The organism is Acinetobacter sp. ANC 5414, from assembly GCF_013004295.1.
Taxonomy (GTDB): domain Bacteria; phylum Pseudomonadota; class Gammaproteobacteria; order Pseudomonadales; family Moraxellaceae; genus Acinetobacter.
This window is the reverse complement of record NZ_JABERM010000014.1, coordinates 78,687-95,505: the sequence shown is the minus strand read 5'-3', so window position 1 is coordinate 95,505 and position 16,819 is coordinate 78,687. Positions and strand designations below refer to the sequence as shown.

Genomic DNA, 16,819 nt, shown 5'->3' with positions numbered 1-16,819 from the left:
CTTAGACCTTCATCAATTCAGCTTCTTTCGCAGCAAGGCGTTTGTCCACTTCAGCAACAAATTTATCCGTGATTTTCTGAATATCATCAGATGCACGACGATCATCATCTTCAGAAATTTCTTTTTCTTTCAACAATGCTTTGATGTCGCCCAATACATCACGACGGATGTTACGGATCGCAACTTTGGCATTTTCAGCTTCAGTACGTGCAACTTTCTGCATGTCACGACGTGTTTCTTCAGTTAGTGCAGCCATTGGCACACGAATCGCATCAGCAGTAATCGGATTTAAACCCAAACCTGCTTCGCGAATAGCCTTATCAATTGCTGAAACCATTGTACGTTCAAATGGCTGTACAAGAAGAGTACGAGAATCTTCAAGACCCACGTTTGCCACTTGGTTTAAAGGCACATCAGAGCCATAGTAAGGAACCATCACACCATTCAAGATAGATGGATGCGCGCGGCCAGTACGAACTTTAGCAAAACCATGTTCCAAAGACTCTAAAGTCTTGTTCATGCGGTCTTCGCTGTCTTTTTTAAGATCGTTAATCATATGATCTTCCTTACTTAATTCTAAGAGATATAATTACTAAATAGCGTGTAGTATAAAGAGCTTTCAGGCTCACGTCATTAATTGGTAACGTGAGTCCCTTCTTTTTCACCCATAACCACTGAAAGCAATGAACCCGACTTATTCATATCGAATACTTGTAGTGGCACATTATGATCACGGCACAAGCAGATCGCAGTTAAATCCATGATGCCTAACTTTTCATCTAACACTTGGTCAAATGTAAGTGTTTCATATTTTACTGCATCGTCATATTTGCTCGGATCTTTATTATATACGCCATCGACTTTAGTGGCTTTCAAGATCAAGTTGGCTTCAATTTCAATACCACGCAAGCAAGCAGCTGTGTCAGTAGTAAAGAATGGGTTACCTGTACCCGCAACGAATACGCACACTTCGCCTTGAGTCAAATGACGAATTGCATCACGGCTAGAGTAAGACTCAACTACTGCACCAATTGGCAAAGCAGACATTAAACGGGTTTTAATGTTACGACGTACCAAAGCATCACGTAATGCCAAACCGTTCATAACAGTTGCAAGCATACCCATTTGGTCACCTGTTACACGGCCAACCAAACCATCTTTTTGCAATTGGCTACCGCGGTACAGGTTACCACCGCCAACCACGATACCGACTTGAACACCCAAACCCACCAAATGAGCAATCGCTAAAGACATTTGATCAAGCACTTGTGCATCAATCCCCATGTCCTTATTTCCTGCAAGTGCTTCACCAGAAAGCTTAAGCAAAATGCGTGCATAACGGGGTTTTTTTGAATCCAACATCAGGAAATCTCCGAATCTTCCAATATCTAAACTTTTATTCGTATACTTTTATGACAGATTAAGCAGACTTAACTCGAATTAACTTCGCATATAAATCATATTCATCTGCATCGGTAATTTCGACTTCAAGCAAATCGCCGGCTTTAATTTGACTCTTATCAATATCTTCTACAAAAACATTACCATCAATTTCAGGTGCATCTGCATAAGAACGTGCCACAGCCACCGGGAATTCTTCTTCCAAATCATCAACCAGTACTGTCATGGTTTGACCAATACGTTTTTGCAGTTTGGCAGCTGAAATTTCTTGCTGTACTTGCATGAAACGTTCATAACGGTCTTGCTTGATTTCTTCAGGTACATGATCCGGTAGATCATTTGCTGTCGCACCTTCAACAGGTGAATAGGTAAAGCAACCTACCCGATCAAGCTGTGCTTCTTTGAGCCACTCAAGCAGAATCTGGAAATCTTCTTCAGTTTCACCTGGGAAACCAACCACGAAGGTTGAACGAATCACCAATTCAGGGCATTTTTCACGCCATAATTTTAGACGCTCTAATGTATTTTCACTATGTGCTGGTCGCTTCATCAATTTCAAGATGCGCGGACTGGCATGCTGAAAAGGAATGTCTAGATATGGCAGGATTTTACCTTGTGCCATTAAGTCAATCACAGCATCCACATGTGGATATGGATAAACGTAATGTAGACGCACCCAAATACCGAGTTGACCTAAAGCTTCACACATGTCGAAGAATTTGGTTTTAACCGGCTGACCGTTCCAGAAATCGAGTTTGTACTTGGTGTCTAAACCATAGGCAGATGTATCTTGAGAAATGACTAAAACTTCTTTTACACCGGCATTTTTCAACGCTTGTGCTTCGCTTAAAACCGAACCTACAGGACGTGAAACCAGATCACCACGCATGCTTGGAATAATGCAGAATGTACAACGATGGTTGCAGCCTTCCGATATTTTCAAATAAGCATAATGTTTAGGGGTCAAACGAATACCCTGTTCAGGAACAAGGTCAATAAACGGGTTATGCTTTGGTGGTTCAGGTACGTACTCGTGTACGGCCTCCATCACTTCTTGATATGCCGCGGCACCGGTCACTTTAAGGACATTCGGATGCATTTTACGAATTTTGTCTTCATCTTTACCCAAACAACCGGTCACAATGACACGACCATTTGAGCTCATCGCTTCACCAATGGCATCTAACGATTCTTGTACTGCAGATTCAATAAAACCACAGGTATTAACAACAACCAAATCAGCACCATCATAATCTGATGCTACATCATAACCTTCAGTCTTCAACTGAGTTAAAATTCGTTCGGAATCTACCAATGCCTTAGGACAACCTAAAGAAACAAAACCGACTTTGGGGGATTTCATGAATCTGCACTCCACTATAATCCGCGTATTGTATGTCTTTTCGAATCATAAAAATAGGTAGAAAGCCGACTCTTTGCATCACGCACCAAAATATACCTATATTTTTACCAAATATTTTAAATGCACCATTTTGGTTCACTAATATTTTTATTTCCTTTACTATGCTATATAAATTCTGTAATCAAACAACAAAAAGCACACTTTTATAGCGTCAGAATTTTTATTTCCACACGTGCTTAAAGTTGGCGTGCATTTTGCTTTATTTCGACAACGTTTAACTCGTTGAATGTCCCATAACAGGGAGAAATGACAAGAAGTGCAGATGCCATTGCGCTATTTTAATACAGGATGCTTTCGCTAATGGATCAACCCGTCGGGATCGACTATCGCCTTTTAGTGGATAACTTAACCACCGCCATTTTACTGGTCGATAACCAGCTGAATATTTTTTATTTAAATTCTTCTTGTGAAGCTTTGTTTGACATCAGTTTGCTGCGTGCTTCAGGTCAACCTGTTTTAAATTTGCTGCATATGCCCGATGATGAGTTTAATACCGAAGAAGCGTTATTAAATACTTTCGTCACAGGACAACCTTATACCCGTCGTGAAGCCACCATTAGTGTCAACTTTAAAGATATACATGTGGATTATACGGTTTCACAAATAAACGCTCAAAAGCCGTATCACCCACTTCTACTGATAGAATTAAATCCGATTGATCGGATGTTGAAAATCTCTAAAGAAGAAAACCTGATTCAACAACACCAGGTTGCACGACAACTGATTCGCGGTGTGGCGCACGAAATTAAAAATCCTTTAGGCGGCATTCGTGGTGCAACCCAATTGCTGGCACGCAGCTTAAATGATCCTCAATATTCAGAATTCACTGACATTATCATTAGTGAAGTGGATCGTTTACGTAATCTGGCAGACACCATGCTCGGGTCTCGCCAATTGCCAAGTTATGAATTAGTCAATGTACATGAGCCACTCGAACGTGTCCGCTCACTCATTACCAATCAAACCAAAAAGAAAATCAAAATCACCCGTGACTATGATTTGTCTTTACCCGATGTTATGGCAGACCGCGATCAACTGATTCAGGTCATGCTCAACATTAGTGTAAATGCAGTCCAAGCCATGATGGAAAATAAAGAATTTTTTGTAGACCATCAACCTGAACTTATTTTGCGAACACGGATTCAGCGTCTGGTCACCATTAATGGTGTGTTAAAGCGCTCTGCTGTTCGTATTGATATTGAAGACAATGGCCCGGGTGTACCGGAAGAAATTTTAGAATCGGTGTTTTACCCACTGGTCACAGGACGTGCTAAAGGCACAGGGCTCGGTTTGAGCATTGCACAAAATATTATGCATCAACATAGTGGAATGATTGAATGCCAATCAGTTCCAGGAAAAACAGTCTTTAGCTTATATTTACCTTGGGAGTTTAACCATGTCGCGAAATAAAATATGGGTAATTGATGATGATCGCGCCATGCGCTGGGTATTGGAAAAAACATTCAAAGAAGAAGGTTTTGACGTTACCAGTTTTGAAGAAGCACAATCTGCGCTCGATCAACTTAATATAGATGCGCCTGATGTGATTTTGACTGATATCCGCATGCCGGGAATCGATGGTCTCACTTTCTTGGGTAAAGTGAAAGGTAGCCATCCGGATTTGCCTGTCATTATTATGACCGCTCATTCAGACCTGGAATCTGCGGTATCCAGCTATCAAACCGGTGCTTTTGAATATCTGCCAAAACCGTTCGATATTGATGAAGCATTGGCATTGGTTAATCGTGCAATTTTACATATTGCCAAGTTACAACAACAAGAATCTGCAAAAACAGCACCGCCTATTCAAACGACCGAAATCATTGGTGAATCACCTGCAATGCAGGAAGTTTTCCGTGCCATTGGCCGTTTGTCACAGTCGCATATTACCGTACTGATTAATGGTGAATCTGGTACAGGTAAAGAACTCGTTGCGCATGCCCTGCATCGTCATTCACCACGTAGCAGCAAACCTTTTATTGCCTTAAATATGGCTGCTATTCCAAAAGACCTGATCGAAACTGAACTTTTCGGTCATGAAAAAGGCGCATTTACCGGAGCGAACTCGCAACGTCAAGGTCGTTTTGAACAAGCCAATGGCGGCACACTATTTTTAGATGAAATTGGTGACATGCCATTTGAAACCCAGACACGTTTACTGCGTGTTTTGGCAGATGGTGAATTCTATCGTGTCGGTGGACACATCCCGGTCAAAGTGGATGTTCGTATTGTCGCAGCAACTCACCAAGACTTGGAAAAACTGGTTCATGACGGTCGCTTCCGTGAAGATTTATATCATCGCCTGAACGTGATCCGTATTCACATTCCAAAACTGGCGCATCGTAGTGAAGACATTCCAATGTTGGCGCAGCACTTCTTGGCACGCGCAGGTAAAGAATTGGGAGTGAATCCTAAAATCTTGCGCCCAGAAACCCAAGAGTACATGCAACAATTACCGTGGCAAGGCAACGTCCGTCAGTTAGAAAATACCTGTCGCTGGCTTACAGTCATGATTACTGGCCGTGAAGTTTATCCTGAAGATTTACCGTCTGAATTGAAACAAATTCCAATTCAACGTTCGGGTGACGAAGCCCAACCTCATGGTACTTTTGATCGTGTTTCACTGCATCACTGGGATGAACTATTGGCTCAATGGGCAATCCAAAAGCTTAAAAACGGTGAAATGAAGATTTTAGACATTGCTACACCCATGTTCGAGCGTACTTTAATTACTGCCGCTTTACAGCAAACCCGTGGTCGTAAACGTCATGCTGCTGAATTGCTCGGCTGGGGACGTAATACCTTAACGCGCAAGCTCAAAGAACTGGGCATGGACACGGCAGATGATGATGTTGAAGAAGAAGTCATCGAGAACTAAAATTTTTTAGCACTACAAAAAATAAAAGCTCCTTCAGGAGCTTTTTTATTAGATTCTATTTATGCCGTAAAACCGACATAACGAGAATATCCTGCTATGCCCAAATCAGATTGAAAAATCAAATAATCTGGATAAGTTGATTGCGTGATTTCTGCAAACATATTTACCTGATCATCATTGGCATGCAGATCATCAACCGAACGTGGCATGGTCTGCTCAAATTCATCGGTCATATATTCAAAACCGATATCCATGGCAATAAATAAGGTATGTTCACAGGGCTGTACATACTGCTCTTCAGCCCAGTTAATGACGTTTTGTTGACAATGTGGACACTGAATGTTGTCCGTTGCTTGAATGGATAATGGAATAAGTTGATAAGCCATATAAAAATAAGTCTGTTTGCTATAAGCCCATTTTAGCAAATTATTTAGATGACTTTATTTTTTCCAAGCAAGATTTTCAATAAAAAAGGGAATCTGAAGATTCCCTTTTTAAATGTCATGTTTTTAAGATTATATTTTTTAAGATCAGGATTTTATTTATGCGCAGATTTATAACGCGATAACGCAGTGACCGCCACAGCAGAAATGACAACTGCCGGCAAACTTGCCATTAAAATACCGGTGGTTCCCAAACCGAGTGCCAAGATTTTCCCGGTAAGTAATGGTCCAGTCATTGCACCCAAACGCCCCATAGAAATCGCACTGCCCACACCAGTCACCTTACCGGTACCCGAATAGAAGATTGGCGAAATACCGTACAGAATTGATTGACCACCGGTTGAGAAGATCCCGCCCATCACACCCGCCAAAACCAACATTGGGATAGAGGTTGTTGTGAATAACAGACTTAGGGCAACAAATAAACCACTATAGATAATCACTGCCATCTGCCAGAGTTTTAAACGGTCCAGCAAGTAACCCAAACCTAGCGTACCTATCACAGCACCGACTTGGAAAATCAGCATGATGCTGAATGCTTCTTGCTTAGACAACCCTTGTTCCATCAACAAGTTAGGCAACCAGCTAATCAAAATATAATTGATCATCAGGGTAAAGAAGAATCCCACCCAAAGTGGCAAGGTGTTTTTATATTGCTGGTTTTTAAACAATACTTGCGCCATTCCCGGAACTACTGCTGTAGACACTTGCGCTACAGCTTTTGGCTTGTCTTTAAGAATAAACGCCATACATGGAATAAGCGCTAAAGGTGTTAAGCCACCAATCAGGAACAAGGTTTGCCATTGAATCTCAGGTAATAGAATTGCCAGACCTGCAACAAAGATCGCGCCTACCGGTAAACCACAATACATCAGGCTATTTAACTTGCCACGATTGGCTTCCGTCGCTTCATCACCCACCACTGAAATCATGGTCGGCATTGCTGCCCCCAACCCAAGTCCGGTAAAGAAGCGCGCTGCATATAAAACTTCTACGCTTGGCGCAATTGCAGTCAGCGACATGAATACACCAAAAATACCAATAGATAACATCAGAACTTTCTTTTGCCCCAAATAGTCAGCAATACGCCCACCAAAGAATGCACCAAACAGCATTCCAAATACGCCTAAACTAAAGACATAACCCATCTGAACCTGATCCAAACCGAATGTCGCTGCAATTCCCTTAGCGGCTATACCCGGTGCTTGAAGATCGAAACCTTCAAAAAATGCGACCCAAAAACACAAAAATATCGTTAAGATTTTTTGTAGTTTCCCTGTGTGTGTTTGTGCCATGATCGATCTCCATCAATAGTATACAAATCGTTTTTACAATGACGATTCATCTCGCTATTCTCTGTGCAATCGTTCGATAGAAATACCACGACAATAGTCGGATTTCATGGCTCTAAAATAGTAAAGAGCTATCAAATTAGACTTAAAAGATTAAACAAATAGACTTTTTAAATATTAATTGTATTAATTTTAATTTATTTTCAAATACTTATATTTATAGTAGTTATTAATGATGAAATCATAGTCAGAATTGATTCATGAAAATTAGGCGATAAAAAAGCCCGCATTTCACGGGCTTTTTAACTTTAAAATCTTAAGCAGATTTTTTAGCTTGTGCATTCTTACGAATGGTAATCATGACGAGCTGTACCGCAGCTGGGGTTACACCTGGAATACGGCTGGCTTGCGCCAAAGTTTCAGGACGTACCTCTTTCAACTTCAAGGTAATTTCACGAGATAAACCAGAAACAATGTCATAGTCAAAATCGGCAGGAATACGTGTTTCTTCCAGACGCTTCATTTGCGCAACATCTTCATGCTGACGGTTGATGTAACCCGCATATTTCACTGCAATTTCAATTTGCTCACCGACAAATGGCGTCACTTCAGAATTGGTTAATTCTGCAATTTGAGCAAAACTGATATTTGGGCGTTTAAGTAAATCAATCGCGCTACATTCTTTTGAAAGATCCGCACCTGTCATCTCAACGAATTTCTTACCCATTGGATTGTTTGGCGCAGCCCATAAGTGCTGTAGACGACCTGTTTCTTTCTCAACGGCTTCCATTTTTTCACAGTAAGCTGCCCAACGCGTATCATCAACCAAGCCCATTTCACGACCGATTGCAGTTAAACGTTGATCTGCATTGTCTTCTCGAAGCATCAAACGATATTCGGCACGTGAGGTAAACATACGGTACGGTTCTTTAGTCCCAAGTGTAATCAAGTCATCGACAAGCACACCCATATACGCTTCATCACGTTTTGGTGTCCATTGTTCTTGATCCCAAGCACGGCGTGCTGCGTTCAAGCCTGCAAGCAGACCTTGTGCACCAGCTTCTTCATAACCGGTGGTACCGTTAATTTGACCGGCAAAGTACAGATTATTGATCGCTTTAGTTTCAAGCGAAAATTTCAATGCTTGTGGATTGAAGTAATCATATTCGATCGCATAACCCGGACGAAGGATATGTGCATTCTCCATACCACGAATTGAACGAACGAGTTCAAACTGCACGTCAAATGGTAAAGAAGTCGAAATACCATTTGGATAAAGTTCATGCGTATCTAAGCCTTCAGGTTCCAGGAATACCTGGTGAGAATTTTTATCCGCAAATTTATGGATTTTATCTTCAATTGATGGGCAATAACGTGGACCCACACCTTCAATTTTACCTGTATACATCGGTGAACGGTCGAGTCCGCCACGGATGATTTCGTGCGTACGTTCATTGGTATGCGTGATATAGCAGTTCACTTGTTCCGGATGCATAGATGCATCGCCCATGAATGACATGGTCGGAGACGGAAAATCCCCCGGCTGCGGCGTCATCACAGAGAAATCCACTGAACGCGCATCAATACGTGGCGGTGTACCTGTTTTTAAGCGACCGACTGGTAAATTCAATTCACGTAAACGCGCAGCCAGTGAAATTGATGGCGGATCACCCGCACGACCACCGCTAGATTTTTCAAGTCCGACATGGATCACACCACCCAGGAATGTACCCGTCGTCAATACAACCGTTTTCGCATCAAAGCGAATACCCATTTGAGTCACAACACCTTTAACGGTATCGCCTTCCACAATCAAATCATCAGCTGCTTGCTGGAAAATATCTAGGTTTGCCTGATTTTCTAGAGTTTCACGAATCGCAGCTTTAAAACGAACACGGTCAGCCTGTGCACGTGTTGCACGTACTGCTGCACCTTTACGTGAATTTAAAATACGGAATTGAATACCACCTTTATCGGCAGCCAATGCCATAGCACCGCCTAAAGCATCAATTTCACGGACTAAATGTGATTTACCAATACCACCGATGGCAGGATTACAGCTCATCTGCCCTAAAGTCTCAATGTTATGAGTTAAGAGCAAAGTCTGGCGACCCATACGCGCTGCAGCAAGTGCCGCTTCGGTACCTGCGTGACCGCCACCGATAACAATGACATCGTAAACTTTAGGATAATGCATAATGGTTTGAGAGATAAAAAAGAATGACGGAGTATTATATCAAAACTTGGAAAGATAAGTTGACAAAATAAGTCGATTTTATCAATGAAAATAGGATTGCCAAGCTCGGCATAAAAAATTGAAATGTAATCATGCTTTGCAGATTTACTATAGAAACAAAACACTTAGTTGGCAAAAATTTACGTGATTGGCATTGTTTTATTCTGGTTGTTTTTTAAGCTATAGGTTGGTTACATTACAAATAAGGTATAAAAGATGAATAAGAATTTCCTCCTCTCATCCATCCTCTGTGGTTTATGTCTCGCACCGTTTGCAGCCTCAGCAAATGATAAAGTTGAAAAAGTATATGATTCTCAAAGATACCAAAAGGTGTGTAAAGGTAAGAGCCAAGGCGCGCCAGTCAGTTTTGCATATCGCGGTATTATCTGGAATGGTACTTGTGAACCTCAATTCTTCCCTTCCGGCAAAAATGCTTCAGTGAGTGGAGATGAAGCAGAGTTAATGAATGCATGTAGTGGAGATATGAATGCTAAAATGGCAACTGTAAATGGTACTGAGATGAAAGGTAAATGTGCTTTAGGATTTATGGCACCTCGACCTACTTCTCAACCTCCAATGCAGTCTCCACCCCCTATGCAACATCAAATGCAAACTCAACCACAAATGTAACCCCCAACCTGAACTTCCGTCTCAATAATGAGTATAAAATACTAATTTTATTCAAATTATTAACGGGTGAAAGGATTACTTTTACCCGTTTTTCATATTGCTAATTTAAAAAACTGGTTTAAACTCAAAACATATTAAGGATAAAAATATAAAAAGGATATTCCATGGATTCGGGGCTATTTACTTTTTTTTTACCCATGGCTCTTGCCATCATGATGACTGGATTAGGGCTAGAACTTACGGTTAAAGATTTTCTTCGCGTACAACGCCATCCTAAAGTTATTTTTTTAGCTCTATTTACACAATTGATCGTTCTGGTCCTGATCGCGTTTTTAATCTGTATCCTGTTAAAACTCCCGCCGCTTTTAGCTGTGGGCCTGATGCTACTTGCCGCTTCACCAGGCGGGCCAACTGCAAATTTAATCAGCTATCTTTTCAAAGGTGATGTGGCTCTTAATCTCACTCTCACCACGATCAACTCCCTGATTTGTACTTTTACGCTACCTTTTATCGTAAATCTGTCGATTCGTTATTTTCTAGGTGAGCATCCAAAAATTGGGATGCCGACTGAAAAAATCACCCAAGTATTTTTAATTGTTTTCATCCCGGTTTGTTTGGGAATGTTTATTCGTTCAATTGCACCCAACATTGCATTAAGACTAAATAGACCCATGCGATTATTTTCCGTACTGTTTTTATTCTTAATTTTCTTTTATGCCTTATATAGAGAACGTTTAAACATCGTTGAATATTTTGCCGATATTGGACTTGCAACTGCGCTTTTTTGTTTTACCAGTTTATTGCTTGGCTATCTTATACCGCATCTGGCGGGGGTATCTGATAGACAAGTACGTGCATGTACCTTTGAGATCGGTATTCATAACACCTCGGTTGCAATGACAATAGCACTGTCCGTGTTATCCAGTACCACCATCGCCCTACCTGCAGGTATCTATTCTATTTTTATGTATGTTTTTGCTTTTATATTTGGCTATATTTTAACAAGACGCCCAGCTCTACTTAAAGAAGAAAATCCCAAAGTCCTCAATGATTGAATAAATATCTGATTCATAGCTGCAATAGATCTTTTAATAGGCATACCCTGTAATATGAATCAGATCTAAGTAAAATAATGATTCCACCGCTCAATTACTTTCATTCCACCCATAAAAATTAAAATAACTTCAGGCAATTAGAGTTGCCCTGATCAACGGTCAATTCTCGCTATTCCATATTCTTTATTTATCCGCTATACACTTAGTAGTATTCAATTTAGTAAAAATCATTACAAGAAAACTTAGCCTAATCAAAAAAAGAACGAACAAAGAAAAGGAGATTTCGAATGGATTCAGGAATCATCACTATTTTATTGCCTTTAGCACTTGCCATCATCATGATTGGTTTAGGGCTGGAGCTCACACTTAAAGATTTTGCCCGCGTAACCCAGCAACCCAAGGTCGTTTTCATTGCCCTGTTTTGCCAATTGGTTGTTTTAGTCAGTATTGCCTTTATCATTTGCAAAGTTTTAGCGCTTTCGCCTCTTCTTGCTGTGGGCTTAATGCTACTTGCAGCATCCCCCGGCGGAAGCACAGCCAACCTGTTTAGTTATCTTTTTAAAGGTGATATTGCGCTAAACATCACATTAACAGCGATCAATTCAGTCATGGCCGCTTTTACCCTGCCTTTTATTGTCAATTTTTCCATTCAATACTTTATGAACGATGGTCAGCAAATTAGCTTGCAGCTCGGCAAAATACTGCAAGTGTTTGCCATTATTATCCTTCCTGTCTGTATTGGCATGCTGATTCGACACTATGCACCACACTTCACGGCAAAACTGAATAAACCACTACGTATTTTTGCGGTGAGCTTTCTGGTGCTGATTATTATGGGTGCAGTCGCGAAAGAACGTCATCAAATTTTGGACTATTTAGCGCAAGTGGGCTTGGCGACGGTTTTATTCTGTTTATGTAGTTTGATGATTGGTTATTTTGTACCGCGCTTGCTGGGTATTCATAGCGCTCAAGCACGTGCCTGTGCCTTTGAAATTGGCATCCATAACAGCACACTTGCCATGACCATTGCCTTTACCATCATGGCAAGCTCTACTATTGCTATGCCCGCTGCGGTGTATTCAATTTTCATGTATGTTTTTGCTGCTGCATTTGGCATGTTACTCAATAAATTTGCACCCCAGCCACATGCCGTAGTGAGTTAATTGATTGGGTTCAAATAAAAGGATGATCCATATACGTCCTTTTATTTTCAGGATAGTTTTTATCAATATATAGTTGTTTAAGCCTGAGTTCCGTTACAATGCTATTTTTAAAAACACAAATTTAGGTTATCTCCGTGAAGTGGTTACAAATTCATATTACCGTTGATCAAGCTCAAGTCGATTTTACTGAAACCCTACTCAGTTCATTAGGTGCCGTTAGCGTAACTTTAGATGATGCTGAAAATCAGGACTTACTTGAACCACTTCCAGGTGAAACTCCACTTTGGAATAAAGTCATTGTGACTGGCATCTATGCCCAAGAAGAAGGTGAAGAAATTGATGTTGATGCTTTAAGGACATTTATTACAGCACAAATGCCTGAAGCACCATTACACCATGAATTTCTTGAAGACCAAGAATGGGAACGTACCTGGATGGATGCGTACGAGCCGATTCAAATCGCAGATAAATTCTGGATCGTACCTGAATGGATGGAATCACCTGATCCAGAGGCTGTGAATCTTAAATTAGACCCAGGTTTGGCATTTGGTACCGGTAACCATGCAAGTACTTTCTTGTGCTTACAGTGGCTCGGAAAAACTGATGTTAAAGATAAAATTGTCATCGATTATGGTTGTGGTTCAGGCATTTTAGGCGTTGCTGCACTCTTATTAGGTGCCAAAAAAGTATATGCCACGGATATTGACCCTCAAGCCGTTCTTGCCACTCAACAAAATGCTGAATTGAATGGTGTACTAGAGAACTTATTTGTTGGTTTGCCTGATGAATTCAATGAAGAGTTTAAAGCTCAAAAAGCAGATGTATTTGTCGCAAACATTCTTGCTGGCCCGCTCATGGCACTTGCGCCTGAATTCGCAACTTTAATTAAATCTGAGGGAGAGTTCGCACTTGCTGGCATATTAGAAGAGCAAGTTGCTGATGTTTCTAGTGTTTATTCTGAGTTTTTTGATATACTCGAAGTCGAAAAACGCGAAGAACATTGGTGCCGAATTTCGGGAAAACGCCAAACTACCCATTAAAATTTTGAATAGACTATGAGCGAAAAACAAACCTACTGCCCTAACTGTTTTACCAAGTATAAAGTCTCCGTGGCTCAACTGACAGTTGCTAGCGGCATGGTTTGTTGCGCAAAATGTTCGACAAATTTTAATGCGTTAACGCATCTTGTAGTAGAAAAAGAGCAATCTTCTTCTACTACATCGACTCCCTCTCCAAATCTTGACAATAAAAAACCTCAATCTAATGAGATGAATGCTGAGACCTTCATGGCAGATCAGCACCCAGAACAACATTTACTAGATATTTTCGATCGGAAAGTAGAAAACTCCAATATTGATTTAAAAACCTATCTCAACAATTTGAATTATTTCAGTACAGAACCGATTGGAACTTACCCTGCTCTCAATTGGTCTGAAAAATCAGAACAAGAGGACAAAAAAAGCTCCTGGAACTATGTTTTATGGGGTGTTGTCAATTTATGTTTGATTAGTTTACTTATTTTTCAGTTTTTTTGGTTTAACCCGAAAATTTTAAACAATAGTCCTATGTTTAGTGCTTTATTTAATACGGCATGCCAGACATTCAAGTGTTCTGCGATGGAACAGAATTATCGCCTTATATCAACCAATAAAGTTAAAATAAAAAAAATTTCGAAGAAAGAGACCCAATTTACCGGTGAGCTCATCAACTACCATTCTAAAAGTTTAGCCCTGCCGATTATCAAGGTGAATTTAAAAGATAATGGAGAAATTATTTCTTCTTATTCTTTCCAGCCTTCTGAATATTTGATTGACAGCCTTACAGGAATACAACGAATTCCACAAAATAGTCCTTTTAAATTTAAGTTTAGCCTTCCTGTGGAACGTAAAAGCTTTGATACCTATAGTTTGGAAATAATTCGACCTTAATATTGAAAAAAACTATTAAAAAACGCAAAAAAATGTAAAAAAAATGCAGTTTTCTTGCTCACTTTTTCTTAGACAATGCTATCATACGCGCCACGAAAGCTTTGTGCTGCAAACTCCTCACTATTTTCACAACAATTATAGTTTAGCTTATATGCGCTTTATCCTGATAATGCGTATTGAGTAGATTTTTTTGTTTTGATTTTGGTCGGTAACAAATATTAAACTATTGTTACGCTTAATTTTCGATCAAAAACGTCGAGTTGTGGCAAGCTAAATGTACAAGTTTTTAGAACTTCCGTTTTAGGACCTAAAACGGAATTTAAATTTTAGACCACTTTTATATATCCCTTTACCCAAGTGATATTTGATTTTTCGGATTAATTCGCATGAATAGCAAATCTCCTATTTTTACTGCACAATCTGATGTCGCTCTTCGTATTCACGTAGATCGCGCAGTTCGCCATTATTTTGCACAATTGCAAGGCGAGCAACCTTCTCAGGTATATGACATGGTGCTGGCAGAAATGGAGAAACCTCTTCTATCTGTAGTTCTAGAATATACGCGTGGTAACCAGACACGCGCTGCTGAGATTCTCGGATTGAACCGTGGTACTTTACGTAAAAAGTTGAAAGCTCACGGTTTAATGAGTGAATAAATGATAAAATGCTCACGGTTACCGTGGGCATTTTTTTTATCTTATATTTTGCCTGCTGTTTTAATCTAGACCTTTAATATTGTTGACGAAAATCATGACTATTAAACGCGCTTTAATCTCTGTATCTGATAAATCAGGGATCGTTGAATTTGCTAAAAACCTCGTGGCTCTTGGGGTAGAAATTTTATCTACTGGCGGTACCTATAAGTTGCTTAAAGACAACAATATCGCTGTAGTGGAAGTTTCAGAGCACACTGGGTTCCCGGAAATGATGGATGGTCGTGTTAAAACACTACATCCAAAAATTCATGGGGGCATCTTAGCTCGCCGTGGTCTAGACGAAGCGGTAATGCAAGAACACAACATCGATGCAATCGATCTAGTGGTTGTTAACCTTTATCCGTTTGCTGCAACCGTTGCTAAACCGAACTGTTCATTGGCTGATGCGATTGAAAACATCGACATCGGCGGTCCGACGATGGTTCGTGCTGCTGCGAAAAACCATGCCTCTGTGGGTATTGTGGTTAATGCTTCTGACTACGACACTGTAATTGCTGAAATGAAAGCAAACGGTGCATTATCTTACGAAACTCGTTTCGACTTGGCAGTTAAAGCATTTGAACATACTGCGCAATATGATGGCATGATCGCTTCTTACCTTGGCGCTCGTGTAGGTAAAGAAGAAGGTCAAGCAGATAAATTTGCCCGCACTTTCAACACTCAATTGAACAAAGCACAAGATTTACGTTACGGTGAAAACCCGCATCAATCTGCTGCATTCTATGTAGAAAGTACTGCGACCGAAGCTTCTGTTTCAACTGCGAAACAACTTCAAGGTAAAGAACTTTCTTATAACAACATTGCAGATACAGACGCAGCGCTTGAATGTGTTAAATCATTCGCGAAACCTGCTTGTGTGATTGTTAAACATGCTAATCCATGTGGTGTTGCAGTATGTTTAGACGGTATTCAAGCGGCTTATGATCTTGCATATGCAACAGATCCTGAATCTGCATTCGGCGGCATCATTGCATTCAACCGTGAATTAGACGTAGCAACTGCACAAGCAATTGTTGATCGTCAATTCGTTGAAGTGATCATTGCCCCAAGTATTGCTGATGGCGTACTTGAAGTGACTGGCGCGAAGAAAAACGTACGTGTACTTGTATGTGGCGAACTTCCAGCTATTGATGCACGTCAATCGCAACTTGATTATAAACGCGTAAATGGCGGTTTACTGGTTCAAGACCAAGACTTGGGCATGATCACTAAAGATGATCTTAAAGTAGTCACCAAACGTGCGCCGACTGAACAAGAAATTGATGACATGATCTTCGCTTGGAAAGTGGCGAAATACGTAAAATCAAACGCAATTGTTTATGCGAAAAACCGTCAAACGATTGGTGTGGGTGCAGGTCAAATGAGCCGCGTAAACTCTGCTCGTATTGCAGCGATCAAAGCTGAACATGCTGGTCTAGTGGTTGAAGGTGCAGTTATGGCATCGGATGCATTCTTCCCATTCCGTGATGGTATTGATAACGCTGCGAAAGCCGGCATCAAATGCATTATCCAACCGGGTGGTTCTATGCGTGATGAAGAAACCATTGCAGCAGCTGATGAAGCTGGTATCGCAATGGTATTCACCGGCATGCGTCATTTCCGTCACTAATTGATGGATTGAAAATGTAATGACAACGTCATTCATGTCAAATAA

General features: G+C 40.6%; 15 protein-coding genes. 9 read left to right on the top strand and 6 right to left on the bottom strand.

What is annotated here, in order from left to right; all coding sequences use genetic code 11:
* Position 1: 1 nt before the first annotated feature.
* The 3 genes from frr to rimO form a co-directional block, all read right to left on the bottom strand.
* A complete protein-coding gene (gene frr / locus HLH18_RS09850; protein ID WP_131289069.1) occupies positions 2-556 on the bottom strand; it encodes a ribosome recycling factor in 555 nt (184 codons plus the stop codon).
* A 77-nt stretch (positions 557-633) separates the two neighbouring features.
* Positions 634-1,362 carry a UMP kinase gene (gene pyrH, locus HLH18_RS09845; protein ID WP_171546690.1) on the bottom strand — a complete coding sequence of 243 codons (729 nt, stop codon included), beginning with the start codon at positions 1,360-1,362 and terminating at the stop codon, positions 634-636.
* A 58-nt stretch (positions 1,363-1,420) separates the two neighbouring features.
* Entirely contained in the window at positions 1,421-2,764 is a 1,344-nt protein-coding gene (gene rimO / locus HLH18_RS09840; RefSeq protein WP_171546689.1) for a 30S ribosomal protein S12 methylthiotransferase RimO, read from the bottom strand.
* A 360-nt stretch (positions 2,765-3,124) separates the two neighbouring features.
* Here rimO and glnL point away from each other — a divergent pair, with 360 nt between their 5' ends.
* Complete coding sequence (gene glnL / locus HLH18_RS09835) at positions 3,125-4,234, top strand: nitrogen regulation protein NR(II) (protein ID WP_171546688.1); 1,110 nt, start codon at positions 3,125-3,127, stop codon at positions 4,232-4,234.
* Complete coding sequence (glnG, locus tag HLH18_RS09830; RefSeq protein ID WP_171546687.1) at positions 4,221-5,702, top strand: nitrogen regulation protein NR(I); 1,482 nt, start codon at positions 4,221-4,223, stop codon at positions 5,700-5,702. Before glnL ends, glnG begins: the two co-directional genes overlap by 14 nt.
* A 59-nt stretch (positions 5,703-5,761) precedes the next feature.
* Here the strand turns inward: glnG and HLH18_RS09825 are convergent, their stop codons facing one another.
* The 3 genes from HLH18_RS09825 to mnmG form a co-directional block, all read right to left on the bottom strand.
* Complete coding sequence (locus HLH18_RS09825; RefSeq protein ID WP_171546686.1) at positions 5,762-6,088, bottom strand: hypothetical protein; 327 nt, start codon at positions 6,086-6,088, stop codon at positions 5,762-5,764.
* 152 nt (positions 6,089-6,240) lie between these two features.
* Positions 6,241-7,440 (bottom strand): 3-(3-hydroxy-phenyl)propionate transporter MhpT, encoded by a 1,200-nt coding sequence (mhpT, locus tag HLH18_RS09820; RefSeq protein WP_171546685.1) that lies wholly within the window; start codon positions 7,438-7,440, stop codon positions 6,241-6,243.
* 313 nt (positions 7,441-7,753) lie between these two features.
* Entirely contained in the window at positions 7,754-9,634 is a 1,881-nt protein-coding gene (mnmG, locus tag HLH18_RS09815; protein ID WP_171546684.1) for a tRNA uridine-5-carboxymethylaminomethyl(34) synthesis enzyme MnmG, read from the bottom strand.
* 255 nt (positions 9,635-9,889) lie between these two features.
* On the opposite strand from mnmG, the gene HLH18_RS09810 reads away from it, so the two are divergent.
* The 7 genes from HLH18_RS09810 to purH all read left to right on the top strand — a co-directional run bounded on the left by HLH18_RS09810 (position 9,890) and on the right by purH (position 16,774).
* Positions 9,890-10,303 carry a hypothetical protein gene (locus tag HLH18_RS09810; RefSeq protein WP_171546683.1) on the top strand — a complete coding sequence of 138 codons (414 nt, stop codon included), beginning with the start codon at positions 9,890-9,892 and terminating at the stop codon, positions 10,301-10,303.
* Positions 10,304-10,467: 164 nt separating this feature from the next.
* Positions 10,468-11,358, top strand: a complete 891-nt coding sequence (locus HLH18_RS09805) for a bile acid:sodium symporter family protein (protein ID WP_171546682.1) — start codon at positions 10,468-10,470, stop codon at positions 11,356-11,358.
* Between the two features lie 287 nt (positions 11,359-11,645).
* A complete protein-coding gene (locus HLH18_RS09800; RefSeq protein ID WP_171546681.1) occupies positions 11,646-12,521 on the top strand; it encodes a bile acid:sodium symporter family protein in 876 nt (291 codons plus the stop codon).
* Positions 12,522-12,655: 134 nt separating this feature from the next.
* Complete coding sequence (prmA, locus tag HLH18_RS09795; protein WP_171546680.1) at positions 12,656-13,561, top strand: 50S ribosomal protein L11 methyltransferase; 906 nt, start codon at positions 12,656-12,658, stop codon at positions 13,559-13,561.
* Between the two features lie 15 nt (positions 13,562-13,576).
* Positions 13,577-14,449, top strand: a complete 873-nt coding sequence (locus HLH18_RS09790; protein ID WP_171546679.1) for a DUF3426 domain-containing protein — start codon at positions 13,577-13,579, stop codon at positions 14,447-14,449.
* 386 nt (positions 14,450-14,835) lie between these two features.
* A complete protein-coding gene (gene fis / locus HLH18_RS09785) occupies positions 14,836-15,105 on the top strand; it encodes a DNA-binding transcriptional regulator Fis (RefSeq protein ID WP_001086304.1) in 270 nt (89 codons plus the stop codon).
* A 94-nt stretch (positions 15,106-15,199) separates the two neighbouring features.
* Positions 15,200-16,774, top strand: coding sequence for a bifunctional phosphoribosylaminoimidazolecarboxamide formyltransferase/IMP cyclohydrolase (gene purH, locus HLH18_RS09780; protein ID WP_171546678.1), 1,575 nt, complete (start codon positions 15,200-15,202; stop codon positions 16,772-16,774).
* Positions 16,775-16,819 lie beyond the last annotated feature (45 nt).

Coding starts and splice junctions, on each gene's coding strand:
- frr (WP_131289069.1), bottom strand. CDS start 556: ATGATTAACGATCTTAAAAAAGACAGCGAAGACCGCATGAACAAGACT.
- pyrH (WP_171546690.1), bottom strand. CDS start 1,362: ATGTTGGATTCAAAAAAACCCCGTTATGCACGCATTTTGCTTAAGCTT.
- rimO (WP_171546689.1), bottom strand. CDS start 2,764: ATGAAATCCCCCAAAGTCGGTTTTGTTTCTTTAGGTTGTCCTAAGGCA.
- glnL (WP_171546688.1), top strand. CDS start 3,125: ATGGATCAACCCGTCGGGATCGACTATCGCCTTTTAGTGGATAACTTA.
- glnG (WP_171546687.1), top strand. CDS start 4,221: ATGTCGCGAAATAAAATATGGGTAATTGATGATGATCGCGCCATGCGC.
- HLH18_RS09825 (WP_171546686.1), bottom strand. CDS start 6,088: ATGGCTTATCAACTTATTCCATTATCCATTCAAGCAACGGACAACATT.
- mhpT (WP_171546685.1), bottom strand. CDS start 7,440: ATGGCACAAACACACACAGGGAAACTACAAAAAATCTTAACGATATTT.
- mnmG (WP_171546684.1), bottom strand. CDS start 9,634: ATGCATTATCCTAAAGTTTACGATGTCATTGTTATCGGTGGCGGTCAC.
- HLH18_RS09810 (WP_171546683.1), top strand. CDS start 9,890: ATGAATAAGAATTTCCTCCTCTCATCCATCCTCTGTGGTTTATGTCTC.
- HLH18_RS09805 (WP_171546682.1), top strand. CDS start 10,468: ATGGATTCGGGGCTATTTACTTTTTTTTTACCCATGGCTCTTGCCATC.
- HLH18_RS09800 (WP_171546681.1), top strand. CDS start 11,646: ATGGATTCAGGAATCATCACTATTTTATTGCCTTTAGCACTTGCCATC.
- HLH18_RS09790 (WP_171546679.1), top strand. CDS start 13,577: ATGAGCGAAAAACAAACCTACTGCCCTAACTGTTTTACCAAGTATAAA.
- fis (WP_001086304.1), top strand. CDS start 14,836: ATGAATAGCAAATCTCCTATTTTTACTGCACAATCTGATGTCGCTCTT.
- purH (WP_171546678.1), top strand. CDS start 15,200: ATGACTATTAAACGCGCTTTAATCTCTGTATCTGATAAATCAGGGATC.